We start from the raw sequence: 20375 nt of genomic DNA on the forward strand, positions 1-20375 counted from the left end.
GCCCCCGCTCAGGCGGGGCGGCTCTCGTATTCGCCATGCGGGCGGAAGCGGGTGAGATAGGCCGGCAGCATGGCGGCGAGGCTGGTCGGCCTGATGCCGAAGCTCCCGATCGTCCGCCCCTCGGCGATCGCCGCCTCCGAGACGACGTTGTCGCGCCGGAGCTGGCGGACCTGGTCGAGGGTCAGCGGCTTGCCCGGCAGATGCTGGCCGATACGGCCCATGAGCCCGGCGACGCCCCATGGCACGGGCACCAGCAGGCGCTTCCGGTCGATTTCACGCAGCATCATCGTCATGCAGTCGCGGAAGGTCTCGATCTCCGGCCCGCCGAGTTCGTAGGTCGTGCCCGCCCGCGCCTTGCCCTCGACCGAATCGGCGATCGCCGCGGCGACGTCGCCGACGAAGACCGGCTGGAAGCGCGTTCCGCCGCCGCCGATCAGCGGCAGGCAGAGCGACATCCGCGCCATGGCCGCGAAGCGGTTGAAGAAATGATCCTCGGGCCCGAACATGATCGACGGCCGCATGATGACCGAGTCGGGCAGCGTCTCGAGCACCGCCTGCTCGCCCCCGGCCTTGGTCCGCGCATAGTCGGAATCGGATTCGGGGTCGGCACCGATCGCCGAGACGTGGGTGATCGACGTCAATCCGGCGGCGCGGGCGGCCTCGGCGATGGCACGGGCGCCGAAGACATGCACCGTCTCGAAGGTCTGGCGTCCGGATGGCGCGAGGATCGCGACGAGGTTGACCACAGCGTCGGCCCCCTCCACCGCCCGGTCGACCGACCAGCGGTAGCGGAGATTCGCCTGCACCGGCTGGACCCAGCCGACCATGCCGAGCGGCTGGAGATGACCGGCAAGGTCGGGCCGGCGTACCGCCGCCCGGACCCGCCAGCCGCGCTTCAGCAGCGCGCGGACGACATGCCGGCCGAGGAAGCCGGATCCGCCGAAGACCGTCACCAGCCCCTTGTCCGCAACCGCGATCGCCATCCTTTCAGCCTCCGAAAGCCATGCGCCCGAAAAGCGCGCCCAGATGCTAGCCTGTGTATTCGCCCGAGCGCCCGCGGGCAAGCCTGCCGGGGCCTCGGACAGCCATCGGCAGCGGCTCAGCCGGAATGCACCTGCTGGCGCCCCCAGCCGAGAGCGGGTCCGCCGAAGTCGTCGGCGCAACGCCGCAACTCGTCGTGGAAGTAGATTTCCAGGGCAAGCCGTATCTCTTCGGTCAGATCATACCGCTTCTGGTTTCGTTTGCTGTCGCGGCCCGAATCAATGTCTTCACCCAGGCTTCGGTCGTCGAGGCCGAGGAAGTTCAGGATCTTCTTCCGCAGGCCATGGGCATTCGCCCGCAACTCGTCGAAGAAGAAGACGCCGACCTGCTCCGGCGGGAAGAACCTGCGCCAGCCGCTCACGATCCGCGACGGGAATGAACGCCTCACGACCTCCGGAAGCGACGCGAAAGCGATGACGGCGCCGGGATCGACGATGACCGGCGTCTGGTCCTTGCGCATCAGCATCGAATATTGCGACCACAGCCGCTCGACCGGATCGCGGGCGATGAAGACAATCTTCAGGTCCGGAAGCCGCCGGCCGAGCCTTGCGATCAAGTCCGGCTCCAGGGTCGAATAGGCCGGCGTTATGTCCCCGGCGACCGCATCGCCCTTGCCGTCGAACAAGGCGCAATAACGCTCGATATCGACGACGGGGGGCATGTCGACGAGCTTGACCAGAAAGTCGATGTCGCGCGGCTCGACGGGCGGCCGGTGCTTCCGGCGTTGCTTTTCATTGTATCGCGCCGGATTCCGGGCCAGTCGATGCAGTATATCCGCGGCCTTCTCGGCCTGCTTGTCCGGCTCGTCCAGGCAATGCAGCTCCTTGATCGGCGGCATCCAGACGCGCGGATGCCAGGCGAGTTGATCATAGAGCCATTGGGTGCCGGCTTTCTGGGCGCCGATGCAGACGAAATCCGGCCCGACGCCTCGGTGGGACTTCATCGGGATCCGGTGATCCGCAGACGGGGTGAGGCCACCGAAACGCCGCCCGGCATGGGGACAAGGCCCAACGTCGCCGGCAACGACGGGACTACGGCGAGAGGCGGTCTGGTCATGCCTCACAGGTATTGCCCGCGACTCCCGCGGTCAATCCCGCCCGCCGAAAGACCCTCAGCGGCAGCCGGCGCGTCTCCGGACGGGCGCCGGCATTCAGGTTCGACGGACGACATGCGATGCGAATTGGTGCCCAGGAGAGGACTCGAACCTCCACGCCTTGCGGCACACGGACCTGAACCGTGCGCGTCTACCAGTTCCGCCACCTGGGCACGGCGGCGATAGGTAAGGGCGCGCCGAAACCTTGTCAACGATGCGCTTGATCCGATGCATCGAAGCGCGGGCGGAGGGCGTCGTTCCAACCGCCGCCTCCGGCGCCGGCCATCCGACTTGCCCGGCGCTCGGCAAGGGCCGGGTGGCCAGGAGTCCCGCGCGCAAACCCGAGCGATCGTCCCGGTCCCGAACCCGCCGGAGCGGGATCACCGGCGCTTCGTGGCTTGACGGCCGCCCCTGTGGCGGCGTGCCCCGTCTTCCGGCATAACGTCGGAGATCGCGTTCGGGTCGACGCGCGGGGGGAGGAATGCCTTGAGACAGATCAGCGTGAAGGGACCGCACACGGTGGCGGTGGAGGATGTGCCGACACCCGAGACCGGTCCGGACGACGTCCTCATCCGCGTCCTGGCGACCGGCATCTGCGGCACCGACGTCGAGATCGTCCACGGCACCATGCCCTATTACACGCGGGGCATGGCGAGCTATCCGGTCACGCCGGGCCATGAGTGGGTCGGCGAGGTCGTTTCCCTCGGCGGGAAAGTCAGGGGCTTTGCCGTCGGCGACCGCGTCGTCGGCGAGTGCAGCATCGGCTGCATGGCCTGCGACCGCTGCCTCAGCGGCAACTATCATCGCTGCCTCGCCCGCGATGAGACGGGAATCCTCCGACGGGCCGGCGGCTTCGCCGAGTTCATCGCCTTTCCCGCGCTCTTCCTGCACAAGATCACCAGGGATATCGACGTCACCGCCGCCGCCCTGGTCGAACCGACCGCGGTCGCCTTCAACGGCGTCAAGGCGGCCGGCGTCGGCCCGCGCGACTATCTCGCCATCCATGGCGACGGGCCGATCGGACTCCTGCTGCTGATGGTCGCCAGGGCCTTCGGCGCCAAGAGGATCGCCATGGTCGGCATGATGCCGGCGCGGCTGAAGGTGGCGGAGACGCTCGGCGCCGACATCGTCATCCAGGCCGACAAGGAAGACGTCGCCGACGCCCTCGCCCGCGGCGGCGATGGCGCCTTTCCCGATGTCGCGATCGAGGCGACCGGCGTGCCGGCGGCCTCGGCAATGGCGATCAACACGGTTTCGCCCGGCGGGCGCGTCGTCCTCCAGGGGATGTGCGGCGGGCAGAAGCTGCCGGATTTCGACCTCGACCAGATCGTCATCAACGACATCTCGGTAAAGGGCGCGCTCGGCAGCCCCAACATCTGGCCTGACGTCATCGCCCTGATCGAATCGCGACGAGTCGATCCGACCGCGATCGTCACCCACACCCTGCCGCTCGACCAGTTCGAGAATGGCCTCGGCCTGGTCACCGGGCGCGAGGGGATCAAGGTCGTTATCGCCCAGTAGCGACCCGCCCGGCGGGGGCGGACCGGCCGGGCGCCGTACCGGTGCCGTCCGGGCCGGGCGGTTCCGTTGTCGGTCCATTAAGGGTATTCCCGGTCAATAGGGCGGCCCGGCAGGGTCCGCGCCGGCGCGACGATACCGAAAGGACGATATGACCATCCGCTTCCACAAGGGCGACCTGCCCGATCTTTCGCGATACAGCGGCAGCGTCGCTATCGATACCGAGACGCTCGGGCTCGATCCCCACCGCGACCGGCTGTGCCTGGTGCAGTTGTCGCCGGGCGACGGCAGCGCCGATCTCGTCCAGATCGCCCGCGGCCAGGCGGAAGCCCCCAATCTCAGGGCGCTCCTCGAAGACCCGGATATCACCAAGATATTCCACTATGCGCGGTTCGATATCGCGGTTCTTTTCAAGGCCTTCGGCGTGATGGCGGGGCCGATCTACTGCACCAAGATCGCCTCGAAGCTGACGCGTACCTACACCGACCGCCACGGCCTCAAGGACCTGGTGAAGGAATTGCTCGACATCGACATCTCGAAACAGGCCCAGAGCTCCGACTGGGGCGCGGACCAGTTGACCGATGCCCAGCTCGCCTATGCCGCCTCGGACGTTCTCCATCTCCATGCCCTGAAGGAGAAGCTCGACGAGCGCCTCGCCCGGGAAAGGCGGAGCGAGCTCGCCGCGGCCTGCTTCATGTTCCTGCCGGCCCGCGCCCTGCTCGATCTCGCCGGCTGGGCGGAAGAGGATATATTTGCCCATTGACCGGCGGCGGTTGACGGCGATTGCCGTTCCGCCACCTTAAGTCCACAATGTAGTTGGCATATCTCGCCTCGATCCGGCAGAAGCCATGACCGATTATTATTATCAGGCGCGATACGACGATCCGTCCGAGGAGGACGATCTTTCCGGGGAAGACCGGCGCCGTCGGCCACGGCCGGACCCGGCTTACGAATTCCCGGCCGATCGCGACTTCTTCGCGCGGAGGCGGGATTTGCTCGACCTCGTCCCGGCGAGGGACAACCGGCCCGCTGGCGAAGCGCCCGACGACAGCGACGCCGGCTTTCGCGGGGACGCCGCCGATCCCCGGCTCCCGGCGGTCTATGATCCGGACGCCTCCGCCTACCATGACGACGGCTACGTCGCGCGCGACGGGCCCGCCTATGACGCGGCGGGATACGGGGAGACCGAAGCCGCGGACCAATACGACCCGCCCGACTATGACGATGAGCCGGACTCCGGCCAATCCGGGGATCGCTGGGACGAGCCGGACGTCGACGCCGGCAGCGAGCCCTATGTCCCGCCACCGATGGCCCCTGACCGCGTATCGGTCGCAGACGCCGGCAGGCAGGCGGCCCGCCGTATCCGCTTCGATCCGACCCAGGAGCGCGGCGCCGGCCACTATTCCGCCGCCCATCGCCACAGCCGGCTGGTTCGGACGCTCAAATTCGCCCTTCCCGGCATTGCGCTCGCCGGCATCCTCGCCTTCCTTGCCTTCATCCAGTTCGCGCCGGCCCCCGACGACGCGATCATCACGCTGTCCGGAATCAACGTCGAATCCGAAAGCGTCACCATGCAGACGCCGCATATCTCGGGCTTCGACGGGACCAAGCGCGCCTACGAGGTCCGCGCCGCCCACGCGATCCAGGATCTCAGCAATCCCAAAATCGTCACGATGGAAGACATCAATGCACACCTGAGGATGGACGACGGCGAGACGGCGCATCTTCGAGCGACCACAGGCACGTATAACGACGACACCAAGAAGATGGTGCTCTCGAAGGGCATCTCGCTCGAGACGACCAACGGCTACAAGGCGACCCTCGAGGACGCCCAGGTCGACGTCGGCACCAGCCAGATGGCCTCGTCGAACCCGGTAACGATCGTGACCGAGCAGGCGACGGTCAAGGCCAATGCAATGGAATTGAGGGATAGCGGCAAGTACATCATGTTCAAGAATGGAGTCACGGTGTTCTTCACACCGCCGCCCGAAAAAGCCGCGGACGACCAGCAGACCGACGCGCCGGCACCGGCTGCCGAGACACCGGCGGACCCGGCCGCGACGACCGGCGGTTCCACATGACCGCGTCTCTCATGCGCCATCTCGGCCGCCTCGTCTGCGGCGTCATCCTCGCCACCGCGCTCGCCCTGCCGGCGGCGGCGCAGTCGACCGACATCTTCAAGGGTTTCTCGGCCAAGGCGAAAGGCGGCCCGATCCAGGTCGATGCCGAGACGCTGGAAATCGTCGAGCAAGGCAACGAACGGATTTCCACCTTCGCCGGCGGGGTCACCGTCACCCGCGGCAACACGACCATGAAGGCGGCGACGATCAAGCTCCATTCCGACAAGGACGGAAAGGATCCGAACGGCTTCACGCTGATGGAGGCGACCGGTACGGTCTACGTCAATTCCGGGGACCAGACGGTGACCGGCCAGCGCGCGGTGGTCGACAACAAGGCGCAGACCATCACCCTTGTCGGCAACGTGGTGCTGAGCCAGGGAAAGAACGTGATCGTCGGCGAGCGGCTGGTGATCGACATGGCGACCGGCCGCGCACGCGTCGAACAGACGCCCGGCAAGCGCATCCAGGGCGTCTTCTCGCCAGGCGGCATCAAGAAGAACGCGAATTCGGGCAACCAGTAGCCTGCCCTCGCCGTCACCGATGATCTCGACAGACGGCCCGGGACCGCTTATCTCCGACTTAACCGCAGAAGGAAGTTTTCGCGCGTTGAATCGGATCTTGTCCTTCGGGCGCAAAGCGCCTCCGGAATCGGCAAACGGGTCCGGAAGGCGCCGTCGCGGCGAGACGCCGCCCTCGCGGCTGGTCCGGGATGCCGGAGGACGGGGGTGGCTGGTCGCCCATGCGCTCGCCAAGTCGTATCGCGGGCGCCGGGTGGTCCACGAGGCGAGCCTCGCGGTCGCGCGGGGCGAGTCGGTCGGCCTGCTCGGCTCCAACGGCGCCGGCAAGACGACGATCTTCTACATGATCACCGGGCTGGTGAAGGCCGACGAAGGCACCATCGAGCTCGACGGCCACGACGTGACAGGCATGCCGATGTATCGCCGCGCCCGGCTCGGCATCGGCTATCTGCCGCAGGAGGCCTCGATCTTCCGCGGCCTCTCGGTCGAGGCCAATATCCGCGCCGTGCTCGAGGTCGTCGAGCCGGACAAGGCGCAGCGGGAGGACCAGCTCGATGCGCTCCTCGACGAGTTCCACATCACTCATCTCCGCAAGGCGCAGGCCATGTCGCTGTCGGGCGGCGAGCGGCGGCGCTGCGAGATCGCCAGGGCGCTGGCCAGCCGGCCGGCCTTCATGCTGCTCGACGAGCCCTTCACCGGCGTCGACCCGATCGCGGTCGGCGACATCCAGGCTCTGGTCCGGCACCTGACCAGCCTCGGGATCGGCGTCCTGATAACCGACCACAATGTCCGCGAGACGCTTGGCCTCATCGACCGCGCCTATATCATCCATTCCGGCGAGGTGCTGTTCGAAGGCAGGCCGGACGAGATCGTCGAAAGCCCCGATGTCCGCCGGCTTTACCTTGGTGAGCAATTCAGCCTTTAACCGCGCGCCGGGATAAGCTACGACTGATCCGGTGAAGCAATTATTGGACCAGTTTCGGCTCCGGCAAGTTCGCGCGTGAAATGGCACTTTCGCAGAAGTTAGAGTTCCGTCAAAGCCAGCTGCTGGTGATGACACCGCAGCTGATGCAGGCGATCAAGCTGCTCCAGCTCTCGAATCTCGATCTTGTCGCCTATGTCGAAGCGGAGCTCGAGCGCAATCCGCTTCTCGACCGCGCGCCGGAAGAGGACGGGACGCCGCCGGCGGAGAATCGCGGCGAAGAGGAACCGTCCGGCGCCGACCGCGACGCGTCCGGCGACGGGGATGGCGGCGACTGGCTCGAAACCGGCCTCGATGGCACCGGCGAAGCCGGCGAGCCCAAGCTCGACACCGATCTCGCCAATGTCTTCCCCGACGACAACAGCCAGGCGGCCGCCGAGACCGCGCCGGCCCTGCCGGCCGAATCCTGGTCGGTCGCGCCGAGCCGCCAGCCGGTCAGCTCCGACGACTACAATCTCGAGGCCTTCGTCGCCGGTGAGACGACGCTCGCCGACCATCTCGCCAACCAGCTCGGCCTGGCGGTCTGCGACCCGACGCTCAGGCTGATCGGCGGCGCCATCATCAGCGAAATCGACGAAGCCGGCTATTTCCGCGCCGATATCGAGGCGCTGGCCGAACAACTCGGCGCCGGGGCCGATCAGGCCCGCCAGGTGCTGAGCATCGTCCAGGGCTTCGAGCCCTCGGGCGTCGGGGCGCGCGACCTGGCCGAGTGCCTTGCGATCCAGCTGCGCGAGCGCGACCGGCTGGATCCGGCGATGGCGGCCCTGGTCGGGAATCTCGACCTGGTGGCGCGGCGCGACCTCAACACGCTGATGAAGCTCTGCGGCGTCGACGGCGAGGATCTCGTCGAGATGATCGCCGAGCTGAGGGCCCTCAATCCCAAGCCGGGCAACGCTTTCGGCGACGCGGTCGTGCAGCCGGTGGTTCCCGACGTGATGGTGCGGCCGGCCAACGACGGCGGCTGGCATGTCGAGCTCAATACCGCGACGCTGCCCCGCGTCCTCTTCGACCAGACCTACTATGCCAGGGTCTCGAAGGGACGGCACAGCGAGAAGGACGACGCCTTCCTCACCGAATGCATGCAGACCGCCAAATGGCTGGTGAAGAGCCTCGACCAGCGGGCGCGGACGATCCTCAAGGTGGCGACCGAGATCGTGCGTCAGCAGGACGCCTTCCTCGCCCACGGCGTCCAGCACCTGCGCCCGCTCAACCTCAAGACCGTCGCCGAGGCGATCGGCATGCACGAATCGACGGTTTCGCGGGTCACCTCGAACAAATACATGGCCACCACCCGTGGCGTCTTCGAGCTGAAATACTTCTTCACCGCGGCGATCGCCTCCTCGGAAGGCGGCGTCTCCCATTCCGCCGAGGCGGTGCGCCACCGGATCAAGCGACTGATCGACGAGGAGCCGGCCGATACCATCCTGTCCGACGACGCGATCGTGCGGACGTTGCGCGACTCGGGCATCGACATCGCGCGGCGCACCGTGGCGAAATACCGCGAGGCGCTGCGTATTCCGTCATCCGTCCAGCGTCGCCGCGAAAAGCAGGCCGCGCTTTGAGCCCGGCGGCCAGGCGTCCGTCTCCCTCCGTATCGCGTCTTTTCCACTCGGGGGGTGTCGGTTGACTTGTGCCGCCGTCGTCAATAGAAGGTGCGCCCATCGTCGAGCCGGGGGGCGCGGCGAGCTTCCTTGAAGCTCTCGGATCGTCCCGGCGCGGCAACGCAGAGTCGGGCCACGAGCCGCAACCGCAGCCGCTTGAAAGCGACAAAGCCGGAACAACGGAGAAGGTTCGAAGCCCCGATGGGTCTGCAGATTTCCGGAAAGAACATGGATATCGGCGAGGCGCTCCGCGCGCATGTCGAAGCCCGCGTCTCGGACGCGCTCGAAAAGTATTTCGATGGCGGATTCACCGGTCACGTCACGGTGGAGCCGGAAGGCTCCGGCTATGCGTCGGACTGCACCATCCACCTCGACACAGGCATCCTCCTTCAGGCGCATGGCCGGTCGCAGGATGTCTATCAGAGCTTCGACATCGCCGCCGACCGCATCGAGAAGCGCCTGCGGCGCTACAAGCGGCGCCTCAAGGACCACCACGTCAACCGGCGCGAGAGCGCCGAGCCGGCGGCCAGCTACGTGCTCGCCGCTCCGGGCGAAAACGAGGAGGTGGCGGCCGATTACAGCCCCACCGTCATCGCCGAGGAGACCACCAATCTCGTCACAATGACGGTCGGCGACGCAGTGGTCGCACTGGATTTCACCGAGGCACCCGCACTGGTTTTCCGTAACGCCGCCCATGGCGGCATCAATGTCGTCTATCGGCGGGTCGACGGCCATATCGGCTGGCTCGACCCCTCGCTGAAGACGGCTGGTCCCAAAGCCGGCGACTGATCCAACCGGCGCCGGCGATTCACCGGACCTGGCGCCAGAGAGGAATGCATCGTGGACCTTTGGCTATGGATCTAGGCGACCTTATCGGACCCGACGCGGTCATCGGCTCGCTGAAGGCCAACAGCAAGAAGCAGGTGATCCAGGCAATCGCCGAGAAGGCGGCGGCCCGGACCGGGATCCCGGAACGGGAAATCTTCGAGACCCTGCTGCAGCGCGAGAAGCTCGGCTCCACCGGAGTCGGTGGCGGTATCGCCATCCCGCACGGCAAGCTGCCGGGGCTCGACGAGATCTTCGGGCTCTTCGCCCGCCTGCCCAAGCCGATTGATTTCGAAGCACTCGACGACCAGCCGGTCGACCTCGTCTTTCTGCTGCTGGCGCCCGAAGGCGCTGGCGCCGACCATCTCAAGGCGTTGGCGCGGATTGCCCGCCACCTCCGCAAGGCGGGCGTGGCGAACAAGCTCCGCGCCTCGACCGACAAGGCCGCGCTTCACGCCGTGCTGACCGAAGAGGCGACGCCGAACGCCGCCTGATCCGCGGGCGGGATCATTCACCGGCCGGCCGGTATGGTGCCTGCCCGTCAGTGGATACTGACCATCTCCAGATCGTGCTCATGCGCGTTCATGACCACCGCGTCGCGGTTGTCGGCAAGCATGATCGGCGTGCCGTCGGCGCCGAGCAGCGCCCAGAGCTCCAGATCCGGAGCGACCGGCGGCAGGCCGGGAAACAGGCTCTTGGCCTGGTCGGACTTGAGGGAACGGACATAGGCGACCTTGCCGCCACCGAGGCCGGCGAAAGTCTCGGCAGTCATGATCTGCCTGTCATTGTTTTCCATAACGCACCACTCCTTTGGGCCGGCTTCAGCCGCGCCCGTTGATTTCGATCCTGCGAACCAGTTTGTCCGTGGACGGGCGCGCGAGATCGACAGAGAGAAGGCCGTCGGCCAGGTCGGCGCCGACGACTTCGATGCCGTCGGCAAGGACGAAGACCTTGCGGAACTGCCGTGCGGCAATCCCGCGGTGGAGGTAGATGCGGGATCCGCTATCCTCCACCTGGCGACCGCAGATGACGAGTTCGTTGTCTTCCACCGAGACGTCGAGTTCGTCGGCGGAGAAACCGGCGACGGCCAGCGTGATCCGCAGCATGTCGCCCCTCGCTTCCGAGCCCGGCAGCCGCTCTATGTTATAGGGCGGATAACCGTCGCCCGCGGCCTTTGAGAGCCGTTCGAGCGCGCGCTCCACCTCGTCGAAACCGAGCAGGAGCGGACTAGAAAACGCAGAGATGCGCGTCATTCCGGGGTCCTCATTTTGCCAAGCGACCTTCCCGCCGGACCCATTCAGAGGCATCCGACACTGCGGCATATGGGGACAATCGTTGTCTTGTTCAAGCCGGCTTCGGGCGCCGCGGCGCTATGCCAGCCCCTCGAAAAGCGCCGTCGAAAGGTAGCGCTCGGCAAAGGACGGGATCACCACGACGATGGTCCTTCCGGCCATCTCGGGGCGGCGGCCGACCTTGACCGCCGCGGCGATCGCCGCGCCCGAGGATATGCCCACCGGAATGCCTTCGATCCGCGCCGCGAGCCGGGCATGGTCGAAGGCATCGTCGTTGCTGACGGTGACGACTTCATCATAGACGCCGGTATCGAGGATCGCCGGAACGAAGCCGGCGCCGATCCCCTGGATCTTGTGCGGGCCCGGATTGCCGCCCGAAAGGACCTGGCTCGCCTCGGGTTCGACGGCGACGACGCGGATGCCCGGCTTGCGTTCCTTCAAGACCTGGCCGACGCCGGTAATCGTGCCGCCGGTACCGACGCCCGAGATGAGGACGTCGACCGCCCCGTCGGTGTCGTTCCAGATCTCTTCCGCCGTGGTGCGCCGGTGGATCTCCGGATTGGCAGGATTCTGGAACTGCTGGGGAATGACCGCGTCGGGAATCTCCTTCAACAATTCGTCGGTCCGCGCCAGCGCCCCGCGCATGCCGAGCGCGCCGTCGGTCAGCACCAGCTCGGCGCCGAGGAGCTGGAGCATCTTGCGGCGCTCCACCGACATCGTCTCCGGCATCACCAGAATCAGCCGGTAGCCGCGCGCCGCCGCGACGAAGGCAAGGGCGATGCCGGTATTGCCCGAGGTCGGCTCGATCAGCGTCGTCACGCCCGGGCGGATACGGCCCTCCGCCTCCAGCGCGTCGATCATCGCCACGCCGATACGATCCTTGACGCTGCCGATCGGGTTGAAGAATTCGAGCTTGGCGAGCAGCGAGGCGCCCACCTGCTTGACGGCGGCGATCCGGTCGAGCCGGACGAGCGGCGTATCGCCGATCGTGTCGGTGATCGAGTCGTAGATCCTGCCCCGCCCCGGCTTCTTCTTTGCGTCGTTCGCCATATTTCACCCGTCCTGCCGCGCCGTTGATCTTCCGACGATCCTAACCCGACAGCCCGGTCGAACCGAAGCCGCCCGCGCCGCGGGCCGTCTCGTCCAGCGTCTCGACCTCCGATACCGCGACGCCGGCCACCGGCGCGACCACCAGCTGGGCGATCCGCATGCCGCGGATGACGGTGAATGCCTCATCGCCGAAATTGACCAGCAGCACCTTCACCTCGCCGCGATAATCGGCGTCGATCGTGCCCGGAGCATTCAGGACGGTGACGCCATGCTTGGCGGCGAGCCCGGACCGCGGCCTCACCTGGCCTTCGTGACCCGCGGGAAGCGCGATCGCGAAGCCGGTCGGCACCAGCGCCCGACCGCCGGGAACAATGGTCAGGGGCGCGTCGTCCGCGACCGCGGCGGGAAGGTCCATGCCGGCCGCCCCCGTCGAGCGAGGCTCCGGCAGCGGCAGCCCGAGGCCATTGCCGAGACGGCGGATCACGAGGCGGATGCTGGAGGCGGTGTCGGGCACTGGGTAAATCCCGGTTGGACGGCTTTCGGCATTCTCCGGTTTCCCTTGGAACGAACCGCGCCGCAAGCACGGAACCTCAGGACGCTGTGGATATCAGCGGCGCCCGCTGCCCATCGCCGCCGCGATGCGCTCGACCAGCCGGGCCGCGACCTCGGCCTTGGTCATTGTCGGCCAGGTCTCGATACCGGTCGCGGTAACGAGATGGATGGTGTTGTCGTCGCCGCCCATGACGCCGGTCTCCGGCGAGACGTCGTTGGCGAGGATCCAGTCGGCGCCCTTCGCCTTCAGCTTCGCCTTGGCATGCTTCTTGAGATCGTCGGTCTCGGCGGCGAAGCCGATGACCATGTCGGGGCGGAGCGTATGGTGACGGCCGACCGTCGCCAGGATATCCGGATTCTCGATCAGCGGCAGCGGCGGGACTTTGCCAGAACCATCCTTCTTGATCTTTCCGGCCGCGGTCTCGGCGGCGCGCCAGTCCGCGACCGCCGCGGCCATGATCGCGATGTCTGCCGGCAGCGCCTGCTCGACCGCCTCGAGCATCTCGCGTGCCGTCTCGACATGGACCGTCGTGACGCCAGCGGGATCGGGAATCGAGACCGGACCCGATACCAGCGTCACCTTCGCGCCGGCCGCGGCCGCGGCCGCGGCGATGGCGTGGCCCTGCTTGCCGGAGGAGCGGTTGGCGATGTAGCGGACCGGGTCGATCGGCTCATGGGTCGGCCCGGAGGTGATCAGCACATGATGGCCGGCGAGTGGCTTTGCGCCGGGTGCAAGCAACGCCTCGATCGCCGAGACGATCTCCAGCGGTTCGGCCATCCGGCCGAGGCCCGCCTCGCCGCCCTCGGCCATCTCGCCGCTGTTCGGCCCGACGAAACGGATGCCGTCGGCGGCGAGCCGGGCCGCATTCCGCCGGGTCGCTGGGTGGGCCCACATATGCGGGTTCATCGCCGGCGCGACCAGCAGCGGCCGGTCGGTGGCGAGCAGGATCGCCGAGGCGAGGTCGTCGGCATGGCCGTTCGCCATCTTGGCGATCAGGTCGGCGGTCGCCGGCGCCACGACGATCGCGTCGGCCTCGCGCGCCAGCCGGATATGGCCGATGTCGAATTCCTCGTCGCGGCTGAAGAGATCGCTATGGACCTTGCCGCCGGTCAGCGCGCCGACCGCGAGCGGGGTCACGAACTCCCCGGCCGCGCGGGTCATCACCGCCCGCACGGCGAAGCCGCGCTCGCCGAGCCGCCGGATCAGGTCGAGCGACTTGTAGGCGGCGATGCCGCCGGAAATGATCAGGAGGATATGACGAACGGACGGGGCCGACTTTTTGGCCATGGCGGAACCCTACTCTGCCGCCTCCGGTGGCGCGGCAAGCGTTGGTATCTTTGACACGTCGACCTTCCGTTCCGCATGCCAGAGGTCATAGGCCGCCTGCATATCGACCCACAGACGCGGACCATTGCCGCAGAGCTTGCCGAGCCGCACGGCAACTTCTGGTGTTACCGGCGCCTTTTCGTTGACAATCGAATAGAGGAGTTGTCGCGAGATGCCCAACGAGCGCGCAATCTCGGTCATCGGCCGATCGAGATCGGGAAGCACGAAATCTCTGAGCAAAGCCCCGGGGTGCGACGGCTCGTGACTCGCATGGCGGGGGACAGGACGCTTACGCATGGCACACACCAAAGGGGACAACCGCAACGTCCCTAGTGATAGTCCTCCAGATCGATGTCAATTGCGCCGTCTTCGTTCCAACCGAACGTAAGCCGCCAGTTCTTGTTGACCGAAAGGGCATGGCGCGGTGGCTTGCCTCGCAGCGCATGGTACCTTGCGACCCCTTGAAGATCGTCCGGCTCACGGGCTGCGTCGATCGCCGATAGCAGAATTCGGATATGCCCAACAAGGTCCGGACGAAGGCCACGGCGATCTCCTTCCGCCCAGAACCGCCGCAGCGCCTTGCTGCGGAATGAGGCGATCATTGCGGGCTCCAAGGTTCCGGAGCGCGGACCCTTCCGGTCCAGCTGGCCATATCTGCCCGTCGTAGCACTTCCAACCTTGGCCGGGCTCTTGCGGCCCGTTGCCTGAAGAGTTACGCGATCCTTGTTCGTTTGTCAAGTATCACTTGACACTAGGACAGCCATTTCAGCCCCGCCAGCACCGCCACCACGGCGATCACCCAGAGCGCGACGCGGCCCCAGCGCGAGGCATGCGCCTCGGAGCGGCCGATGCCGGCGACGGTCTCCGGGTCGAGACGCAGGCCATGCTCGCTCATCCGGTCGATCTCGGCCGAGAGCCGCCCGGCGCGCTCCGCCAGCCGCGGCAGCTCGGTCGCCAGCCGTCCGATGGCGCCGGCGCCCTCGGCGGCGAGCTCGAGCTGGCCCGAGGGCCCGAGATAGCGTTCGATCCATTCCCGCACCACCGGCTCGGCCGACGCCCACATGTCAAAGTCGGGATCGAGGGTGCGCGCCACCCCCTCGACCACGACCATCGTCTTCTGGACGAGGAGCAGCTCAGGCCGGGTCTGCATGTCGAAAATCTCGGTCACCTCGAAGAGCAGCGACAGCAGCCGCGCCATCGAGATCTCGCTTGCCCGCTGGCCGTGGATCGGCTCGCCGATCGCCCGCAGCGCCTGGGCGAAGTCGTCGACGCTGTGCTCGCCGGGCACGTAGCCCGCCTCGAAATGGACCTCGGCGATCCGCCGGTAGTCGCGGCGGATGAAACCGAACAGGATCTCGGCCAGGAAGCGCCGCTGGTCGCGATCGAGCCGTCCCATGATGCCGTAATCGACGGCGACGATGTCGCCGGCCTCGTCGACGAAGAGATTGCCCTGGTGCATGTCGGCATGGAAGAAGCCGTCGCGCAGCGCCTGGCGGAGGAAGGCCTGCATCAGCCGCCGCGCGAGGACCACCAGGTCGTGGCCGGCGGCGCGAAGCGCGGCGATGTCCGACAGCTTGATGCCGTCGATCCATTCGAGGGTCAGCACGTCGCGCGCGGTGCGGTCCCATTCGACCACCGGAACGCGGAAGCCGGGGTCGTCGGCCGAGGCCTCGGCCATCTCGGACAGCGCCGCGGCCTCGAGCCTCAGGTCCATCTCGATGGTTACCGACCGCGCCAGCGTGTCGACCACCGCGACCGGACGCAGCCGCCGCGAGGCGGGATCGACCCGCTCGACCAGCCGCGCGCCCTCGTAGAAGGTGTCGAGGTCGCGGCGGAAACGTTGGCGGATGCCGGGGCGGAGCACCTTGACGGCAACCGTGCGCGTACCGAGGTCGTCGGTGACCTCGGCCTTGTGGACCTGGGCGATGGAAGCGGCGGCGACCGGCGGCGAGAAGGAGGAAAACAGCTCGTCGACCGGCCTTCCGAGCGCCCTTTCGACAGCCGCGCGCGCCGCCTCTTCCGGAAAGGGGTCGATCTCGTCGCGGAGCCGGCCGAGCGCGTCGGCGCCTTCGCGGCCAACGAGGTCAGGCCGCGTCGCCAGGAACTGGCCGAGCTTGATATAGGAGGGGCCTAGCCTGTTCAGCGCGGCGGTCAGCCGTTCCGAGCGCGCCTCCTCGGTCACGCCGCGCCGGGCGAGGGCGCGGGCGATCCTCGCCGCCATCCGCGGCCCCGACGGCAGCTCCTCCGGATCGACCAGGGTGAAGGCGCCTTCGCGGGCGAGCACCCAGCCGGCCCCGGCCATCCGGAAAAGCGCTGCCACGCTCGCTGCCATCGGATCAGAGCTTCCAGCCGGAATGGATCGCCGCGATGCCGCCCGAGAGGTTCCGGTAGTCGACCCGGGAGAAGCCGGCATCGGCGATCATCGCGGCGAAGCGGGCCTGGTTGGGGAACTGGCGGATCGACTCGACCAGATAGCTGTAGGAGTCGCGATCGCCGGCGACCATCTCGCCAAGCGCCGGGATGACGTTGAAGGAGAAGAGGTCGTAGAGCCGGTCGAGACCGGCGACGTCGACGGTCGAGAATTCGAGGCAGAGGAAGCGGCCGCCCGGCTTGAGGACCCGGAAGGCCTCGGAAAGCGCCAGCGGGATCCGCGGCACGTTGCGGATGCCGAAGGCGATCGTGACGGCATCGAATCGATTGTCCGGAAAGGCGAGCTTCTCGGCGTTGCATTCGGCGAAGGTGACGCGGTCGGCGAGGCCCTTCCGCACGGCGCGCTCGCGGCCGACCTTGAGCATCTCGCCGTTGATGTCGGCGACGATCACATTTGCGCCTTCCGACCGGGAGGCGATGCGGAAGGCGATGTCGCCGGTGCCACCGGCCACGTCGAGCACCGAATAGCCATGCGCCGAACGGCGCGGCGCGCCGAGCCAGGCGACCATCGCGTCCTTCCACAGCCGGTGCATGCCGCCCGACATCAGGTCGTTCATCAGGTCGTAGCGGGTGGCGACCTGGTGGAAGACGCGGTCGACCATGCCCTGTTTCTCGTCGAGGCCGACCTCGCGGAAACCGAACCAGGCCCGGCCTTCCCGCTGCCGTGACGCCGCCCCGGTTGAACTCACTGCCATGTCTCGTTTCTCCGATCGGCGCGGACGATAGCCCAAGCGCGCGGTTCAGGCTATCGTTCCCGCCCTGCCAAAGGGTTAGCGGAAATCCCCATGCCGGAATTGCCGGAAGTCGAAACGGTCCGTCTCGGCCTCCGGCCGGTGATGGAGGGCGCCGTGATCGACAAGGCGAGCGTCCGGCGGCCGGATTTGCGCCGTCCCTTCCCGCCGCGCTTCGCCAGGAGGCTCGCCGGCCGGCGGATCACCCATCTCGGGCGGCGGGCGAAATACCTGCTCGCCGAGCTCGACGACGGCAACGTGCTCGTCATGCATCTCGGCATGTCCGGCTCGTTCCGCATCGAGGCGGAGGCGAAGGACACCCTGCCCGCCACCACCCACCACCCGCGGGGCAAGCTCGCGGCCCATGACCATGTCGTCTTCGACCTCTCCTCCGGAGCAAGGGTGATCTTCAACGACCCGCGCCGCTTCGGCCTCATGGACCTCATTCCCCGCGCCGACCTCGCCCGGTCGCCGCTCTTCGCCCGGATGGGCATCGAACCGCTCGGCAACGAGATGGGCGGCGCGCTGATCGCCGGATTGTTCAAGGGCCGCGCGGCGCCGCTGAAGGCGATGCTCCTCGACCAGACCAGGATCGCCGGCCTCGGCAACATCTATGTCTGCGAGGCGCTGTGGCGGGCGCGGCTGTCGCCGAGCCGCCCGGCGGGCTCGATCGCCACCGGCCGCAAGACCGCGGCGAACCGCGCCGATGCGCTGGCGGCGGCGATCCGCGACGTGCTCGGCGAGGCGATTGCCGCCGGAGGATCGTCGCTTCGCGACCATCGCCAGGCGAATGGCGATCTCGGCTATTTCCAGCATCGTTTCGCGGTCTATGACCGGGAAGGCGAGCCGTGCCCGCGCCACGACTGTTCCGGCATCGTCCGCCGCATGGTTCAATCCGGGCGCTCGACCTTCTATTGTCCGGTCTGCCAGAAATGAACGGATCGATCCCCCGGGGGCGGCTCCTCCTCCGCCGCGCCGCGCAAATCCCTTGAGGTGTAAATGGCCTACGAAACGATCACGACCGACACCCGCGGCCCTGTCGCGCTGATCACCCTGAACCGGCCGAAGGTGCTGAATGCGCTCAATTCGGAACTGATCCGCGAACTCGGCGCGGCGGTCGACACCTTCGAGGCCGATCCGAAAATCGGCTGCATGGTGATCACCGGCTCGGAAAAGGCCTTCGCCGCCGGCGCCGACATCAAGGAGATGAGCGACCTGTCCTTCATCGAGGCCTTTTCGCAGGACTACGGCGCGACGCTGGCGCGGGTCGCGCGGGCGCGGAAGCCGATCGTCGCGGCGGTCGCCGGCTATTGCCTCGGCGGCGGCTGCGAGCTCGCCATGCAATGCGACATCATCATCGCCGCCGACACCGCGAAATTCGGCCAGCCCGAGATTACCCTCGGCATCATGCCCGGCATGGGCGGTACCCAGCGGCTGCCGCGCGCCATCGGCAAGGCCAAGGCGATGGATCTGATCCTTACCGGCCGGATGATGGATGCGACGGAGGCCGACAGCTCCGGCCTCGTTTCCCGGGTGGTGCCGGCGGGCGACCTGATCGAGGAAGCGATCAAGGTGGCCGAGAAGATAGCCGATCTCTCGCTGCCGATCGTCATGCTGGCCAAGGAGAGCGTCAACCGGGCCTTCGAGACGACCCTCGCCGAGGGCGTCCAGGTCGAGCGGCGGCTGTTCCATTCGATGTTCGCAACCAGCGATCAGAAGGAAGGGATGGCGGCTTTCCTCGCCAAGCGCTCACCGCAGTTCAAGAACCGCTGACGCGTAGCCGTTGACCTCGGCGGGACGCTTGCCTATAAGCACCGCCCAGCAGGTGGCGGATCATTCCGCCGCCATCTTTGTTATGTCCAGAAGGCGCATCAATGGCCAATACGTCATCCGCCAAGAAAGCAACCCGCAAGATCGCCAGGCGCACCGCTGTCGGCCGCAACCGGCGAGGACGGATGCGCAGCTACGTCCGCAAGGTCGAGGAGGCGCTCGCCGCCGGCGATCAGGCGAAGGCGGCCGAAGCTCTCAAGGCCGCCGAGCCCGAGATCATGCGCGCCGCGTCGAAGGGCGTCATGCACAAGAACACGGCGTCGCGCAAAGTCGCTCGGCTGACCGCGCGGGTTCGCGTCCTCAACGCCTGAGCTTCCCACCGCAATCCGGTGTGACGGCACGGCCTCGGCCGTGCCGTTTTTTGTTCGGCGGCTAATCCCCGAAGAGCCGCCAACACGCCTGGTGGCGAGTCGCCCCCGAAAGCGGGCTGACTCTCATTTCCGTTGGTTTTCAACACCATGCCGGCAAGTTGCCGCAACCCGTGATTGACCGGCCACAATTCGGGGCGAGTCAAGAGGTGCGGCCAAAAATTTTTCGCAGGCTAAGGCGGCTCGTAACGATCAAAATTGATTCCATTGACTCGCAAAGGCTTAACCTCCCGGGCGCGACATTTCGCCTGCATCGGGCGCCTTTTGAAGCGCCATCCGGTCGCGAATCATCGACCGTGGGCATTGCGATATCGGCCTGTCTGTGGTTTCTTGGCTTCAGGTTGGCGTCACAGTCCAGCCACCAATAAGTCAAGAGCATGGGGCGTTGATCGAGCGTAATATTATTATTGCGGCTGGATTATCTGGTCCGGGTTTCAGTATCCGTTTCACGTAAACTTCTCCCATCTGGAGAAGACCTTCTCGTGTAAGAGAAAATCATTCGATAGAGTGCCGGCGGAGGCAGGAATCGTCTTCCCGGCAAAGGGAGAGCTATGTCTTCAAGCATGGATGTCGGCTATGCGGGCGATGTATCTGCAAAAGCCGCCTGGGAGTCGCTGGCCGCCTCGGCGGACGCGATCCTGGTCGATGTCCGGACGCGCGCCGAGTGGACCTATGTCGGCGTGCCGGTGCTTTCCGGCATAGACAAGGAAACCCTCTTCGTCGCGTGGAACGATTTCGACACCGGAGCACGTGTTCCGGATTTCCTCGGGCGACTGACCGCTGCGGTTGCAGCGGCGGAGGGCGGCAAGGATTCGCCGATCTACTTCCTCTGCCGCTCCGGCGCCCGCAGCCGCAACGCCGCGATCACGGCGACCGAGGCCGGATACGCCCGCTGCTACAACGTGGAACACGGATTTGAAGGGGATCTCGGTCCCGACGGGCACCGCGCCACCGCGGGCAGCTGGAAGGCCGAGGGCTTGCCATGGGCACAATCATGATGAGGCGGATGACGACAGGAGAACCCGCGGCGGCGGCGATTCCGGGTGGCGATACAGCCCGGGCTATCGAGGCGAAAATGGCCGGTGCGACCGGCGGAG

General features: G+C 67.0%; 23 protein-coding genes and 1 tRNA gene. 12 read left to right on the top strand and 12 right to left on the bottom strand.

Going from position 1 to position 20375, the window contains the following annotated elements:
- Positions 1–8: 8 nt before the first annotated feature.
- The 3 genes from KDJ86_RS11770 to KDJ86_RS11780 form a co-directional block, all read right to left on the bottom strand.
- Complete coding sequence (locus KDJ86_RS11770) at positions 9–983, bottom strand: complex I NDUFA9 subunit family protein (protein WP_291745798.1); 975 nt, start codon at positions 981–983, stop codon at positions 9–11.
- Between the two features lie 116 nt (positions 984–1099).
- Entirely contained in the window at positions 1100–1984 is an 885-nt protein-coding gene (locus KDJ86_RS11775) for a sulfotransferase (RefSeq protein WP_291745800.1), read from the bottom strand.
- 238 nt (positions 1985–2222) lie between these two features.
- Positions 2223–2307: transfer RNA gene (locus KDJ86_RS11780), tRNA-Leu, on the bottom strand.
- A gap of 313 nt (positions 2308–2620) precedes the next feature.
- Between KDJ86_RS11780 and KDJ86_RS11785 the strand changes: the two genes are divergently transcribed.
- The 8 genes from KDJ86_RS11785 to ptsN all read left to right on the top strand — a co-directional run bounded on the left by KDJ86_RS11785 (position 2621) and on the right by ptsN (position 10192).
- Positions 2621–3655, top strand: a complete 1035-nt coding sequence (locus tag KDJ86_RS11785; RefSeq protein ID WP_291745802.1) for a zinc-dependent alcohol dehydrogenase — start codon at positions 2621–2623, stop codon at positions 3653–3655.
- 148 nt (positions 3656–3803) lie between these two features.
- Entirely contained in the window at positions 3804–4415 is a 612-nt protein-coding gene (locus KDJ86_RS11790; RefSeq protein WP_291745804.1) for a ribonuclease D, read from the top strand.
- Positions 4416–4500: 85 nt separating this feature from the next.
- Entirely contained in the window at positions 4501–5733 is a 1233-nt protein-coding gene (gene lptC, locus KDJ86_RS11795; protein ID WP_291745806.1) for an LPS export ABC transporter periplasmic protein LptC, read from the top strand.
- Positions 5730–6293 carry an LptA/OstA family protein gene (locus KDJ86_RS11800; protein WP_291745808.1) on the top strand — a complete coding sequence of 188 codons (564 nt, stop codon included), beginning with the start codon at positions 5730–5732 and terminating at the stop codon, positions 6291–6293. Before lptC ends, KDJ86_RS11800 begins: the two co-directional genes overlap by 4 nt.
- Positions 6294–6312: 19 nt before the next feature.
- A complete protein-coding gene (gene lptB, locus KDJ86_RS11805; RefSeq protein ID WP_521085283.1) occupies positions 6313–7215 on the top strand; it encodes an LPS export ABC transporter ATP-binding protein in 903 nt (300 codons plus the stop codon).
- An 80-nt stretch (positions 7216–7295) separates the two neighbouring features.
- Positions 7296–8834: an RNA polymerase factor sigma-54 gene (rpoN, locus tag KDJ86_RS11810; protein WP_291745811.1), complete on the top strand. Its 1539-nt coding sequence runs from the start codon at positions 7296–7298 to the stop codon at positions 8832–8834.
- 240 nt (positions 8835–9074) lie between these two features.
- Positions 9075–9662: a ribosome hibernation-promoting factor, HPF/YfiA family gene (gene hpf / locus KDJ86_RS11815; protein ID WP_291745813.1), complete on the top strand. Its 588-nt coding sequence runs from the start codon at positions 9075–9077 to the stop codon at positions 9660–9662.
- Positions 9663–9727: 65 nt separating this feature from the next.
- Positions 9728–10192, top strand: coding sequence for a PTS IIA-like nitrogen regulatory protein PtsN (gene ptsN, locus KDJ86_RS11820; protein WP_291745814.1), 465 nt, complete (start codon positions 9728–9730; stop codon positions 10190–10192).
- 47 nt (positions 10193–10239) lie between these two features.
- On the opposite strand, the gene KDJ86_RS11825 is transcribed toward ptsN, so the two are convergent.
- From KDJ86_RS11825 to ubiE, 9 genes are all read right to left on the bottom strand, one after another.
- A complete protein-coding gene (locus KDJ86_RS11825) occupies positions 10240–10494 on the bottom strand; it encodes a BQ00720 family protein (RefSeq protein WP_291745816.1) in 255 nt (84 codons plus the stop codon).
- A 25-nt stretch (positions 10495–10519) separates the two neighbouring features.
- Positions 10520–10951 carry an Hsp20 family protein gene (locus KDJ86_RS11830; protein WP_291745818.1) on the bottom strand — a complete coding sequence of 144 codons (432 nt, stop codon included), beginning with the start codon at positions 10949–10951 and terminating at the stop codon, positions 10520–10522.
- Positions 10952–11068: 117 nt separating this feature from the next.
- Positions 11069–12040, bottom strand: a complete 972-nt coding sequence (cysK, locus tag KDJ86_RS11835; RefSeq protein ID WP_291745820.1) for a cysteine synthase A — start codon at positions 12038–12040, stop codon at positions 11069–11071.
- Between the two features lie 40 nt (positions 12041–12080).
- On the bottom strand, positions 12081–12554 hold the full coding sequence (dut, locus tag KDJ86_RS11840; RefSeq protein ID WP_291745822.1) for a dUTP diphosphatase: 474 nt from the start codon (positions 12552–12554) through the stop codon (positions 12081–12083).
- A gap of 93 nt (positions 12555–12647) precedes the next feature.
- Positions 12648–13880, bottom strand: a complete 1233-nt coding sequence (coaBC, locus tag KDJ86_RS11845) for a bifunctional phosphopantothenoylcysteine decarboxylase/phosphopantothenate--cysteine ligase CoaBC (RefSeq protein WP_291745823.1) — start codon at positions 13878–13880, stop codon at positions 12648–12650.
- A gap of 9 nt (positions 13881–13889) precedes the next feature.
- The gene (locus KDJ86_RS11850; protein ID WP_291745826.1) at positions 13890–14216 is read right to left on the bottom strand and encodes a HigA family addiction module antitoxin; all 327 of its coding nucleotides are present in this window, start codon (positions 14214–14216) and stop codon (positions 13890–13892) included.
- 32 nt (positions 14217–14248) lie between these two features.
- Positions 14249–14521, bottom strand: coding sequence for a type II toxin-antitoxin system RelE/ParE family toxin (locus KDJ86_RS11855; protein WP_291745828.1), 273 nt, complete (start codon positions 14519–14521; stop codon positions 14249–14251).
- A gap of 149 nt (positions 14522–14670) precedes the next feature.
- Complete coding sequence (ubiB, locus tag KDJ86_RS11860; protein WP_291745830.1) at positions 14671–16251, bottom strand: 2-polyprenylphenol 6-hydroxylase; 1581 nt, start codon at positions 16249–16251, stop codon at positions 14671–14673.
- A gap of 4 nt (positions 16252–16255) precedes the next feature.
- Positions 16256–17044, bottom strand: a complete 789-nt coding sequence (ubiE, locus tag KDJ86_RS11865; protein WP_291745832.1) for a bifunctional demethylmenaquinone methyltransferase/2-methoxy-6-polyprenyl-1,4-benzoquinol methylase UbiE — start codon at positions 17042–17044, stop codon at positions 16256–16258.
- A gap of 90 nt (positions 17045–17134) precedes the next feature.
- On the opposite strand from ubiE, the gene mutM reads away from it, so the two are divergent.
- The 4 genes from mutM (at position 17135) to KDJ86_RS11885 (ending at position 20276) form a co-directional block, all read left to right on the top strand.
- The gene (mutM, locus tag KDJ86_RS11870; RefSeq protein ID WP_291745834.1) at positions 17135–18016 is read left to right on the top strand and encodes a bifunctional DNA-formamidopyrimidine glycosylase/DNA-(apurinic or apyrimidinic site) lyase; all 882 of its coding nucleotides are present in this window, start codon (positions 17135–17137) and stop codon (positions 18014–18016) included.
- 63 nt (positions 18017–18079) lie between these two features.
- Positions 18080–18853 carry an enoyl-CoA hydratase gene (locus KDJ86_RS11875; protein ID WP_291745836.1) on the top strand — a complete coding sequence of 258 codons (774 nt, stop codon included), beginning with the start codon at positions 18080–18082 and terminating at the stop codon, positions 18851–18853.
- Positions 18854–18954: 101 nt separating this feature from the next.
- Positions 18955–19221, top strand: coding sequence for a 30S ribosomal protein S20 (gene rpsT, locus KDJ86_RS11880; RefSeq protein ID WP_291745837.1), 267 nt, complete (start codon positions 18955–18957; stop codon positions 19219–19221).
- A gap of 608 nt (positions 19222–19829) precedes the next feature.
- Entirely contained in the window at positions 19830–20276 is a 447-nt protein-coding gene (locus KDJ86_RS11885; protein ID WP_291745839.1) for a rhodanese-like domain-containing protein, read from the top strand.
- Positions 20277–20375 lie beyond the last annotated feature (99 nt).

The organism is Bauldia sp., from assembly GCF_020442045.1.
Lineage (GTDB): Bacteria > Pseudomonadota > Alphaproteobacteria > Rhizobiales > Kaistiaceae > Bauldia.

Bases quoted from the DNA above. Each gene is read 5' to 3' on its own strand.
- KDJ86_RS11800 (WP_291745808.1), top strand. From the start codon at position 5,730: ATGACCGCGTCTCTCATGCGCCATCTCGGCCGCCTCGTCTGCGGCGTC.
- lptB (WP_521085283.1), top strand. From the start codon at position 6,313: ATGATCTCGACAGACGGCCCGGGACCGCTTATCTCCGACTTAACCGCA.
- ubiE (WP_291745832.1), bottom strand. From the start codon at position 17,044: ATGGCAGTGAGTTCAACCGGGGCGGCGTCACGGCAGCGGGAAGGCCGG.
- KDJ86_RS11830 (WP_291745818.1), bottom strand. From the start codon at position 10,951: ATGACGCGCATCTCTGCGTTTTCTAGTCCGCTCCTGCTCGGTTTCGAC.
- cysK (WP_291745820.1), bottom strand. From the start codon at position 12,040: ATGGCGAACGACGCAAAGAAGAAGCCGGGGCGGGGCAGGATCTACGAC.
- ptsN (WP_291745814.1), top strand. From the start codon at position 9,728: ATGGATCTAGGCGACCTTATCGGACCCGACGCGGTCATCGGCTCGCTG.
- hpf (WP_291745813.1), top strand. From the start codon at position 9,075: ATGGGTCTGCAGATTTCCGGAAAGAACATGGATATCGGCGAGGCGCTC.
- KDJ86_RS11855 (WP_291745828.1), bottom strand. From the start codon at position 14,521: ATGATCGCCTCATTCCGCAGCAAGGCGCTGCGGCGGTTCTGGGCGGAA.
- KDJ86_RS11790 (WP_291745804.1), top strand. From the start codon at position 3,804: ATGACCATCCGCTTCCACAAGGGCGACCTGCCCGATCTTTCGCGATAC.
- KDJ86_RS11825 (WP_291745816.1), bottom strand. From the start codon at position 10,494: ATGGAAAACAATGACAGGCAGATCATGACTGCCGAGACTTTCGCCGGC.
- KDJ86_RS11875 (WP_291745836.1), top strand. From the start codon at position 18,080: ATGGCCTACGAAACGATCACGACCGACACCCGCGGCCCTGTCGCGCTG.
- rpoN (WP_291745811.1), top strand. From the start codon at position 7,296: ATGGCACTTTCGCAGAAGTTAGAGTTCCGTCAAAGCCAGCTGCTGGTG.
- rpsT (WP_291745837.1), top strand. From the start codon at position 18,955: ATGGCCAATACGTCATCCGCCAAGAAAGCAACCCGCAAGATCGCCAGG.
- KDJ86_RS11885 (WP_291745839.1), top strand. From the start codon at position 19,830: ATGTCTTCAAGCATGGATGTCGGCTATGCGGGCGATGTATCTGCAAAA.
- mutM (WP_291745834.1), top strand. From the start codon at position 17,135: ATGCCGGAATTGCCGGAAGTCGAAACGGTCCGTCTCGGCCTCCGGCCG.
- KDJ86_RS11770 (WP_291745798.1), bottom strand. From the start codon at position 983: ATGGCGATCGCGGTTGCGGACAAGGGGCTGGTGACGGTCTTCGGCGGA.
- ubiB (WP_291745830.1), bottom strand. From the start codon at position 16,251: ATGGCAGCGAGCGTGGCAGCGCTTTTCCGGATGGCCGGGGCCGGCTGG.
- KDJ86_RS11775 (WP_291745800.1), bottom strand. From the start codon at position 1,984: ATGAAGTCCCACCGAGGCGTCGGGCCGGATTTCGTCTGCATCGGCGCC.
- lptC (WP_291745806.1), top strand. From the start codon at position 4,501: ATGACCGATTATTATTATCAGGCGCGATACGACGATCCGTCCGAGGAG.
- coaBC (WP_291745823.1), bottom strand. From the start codon at position 13,880: ATGGCCAAAAAGTCGGCCCCGTCCGTTCGTCATATCCTCCTGATCATT.
- KDJ86_RS11850 (WP_291745826.1), bottom strand. From the start codon at position 14,216: ATGCGTAAGCGTCCTGTCCCCCGCCATGCGAGTCACGAGCCGTCGCAC.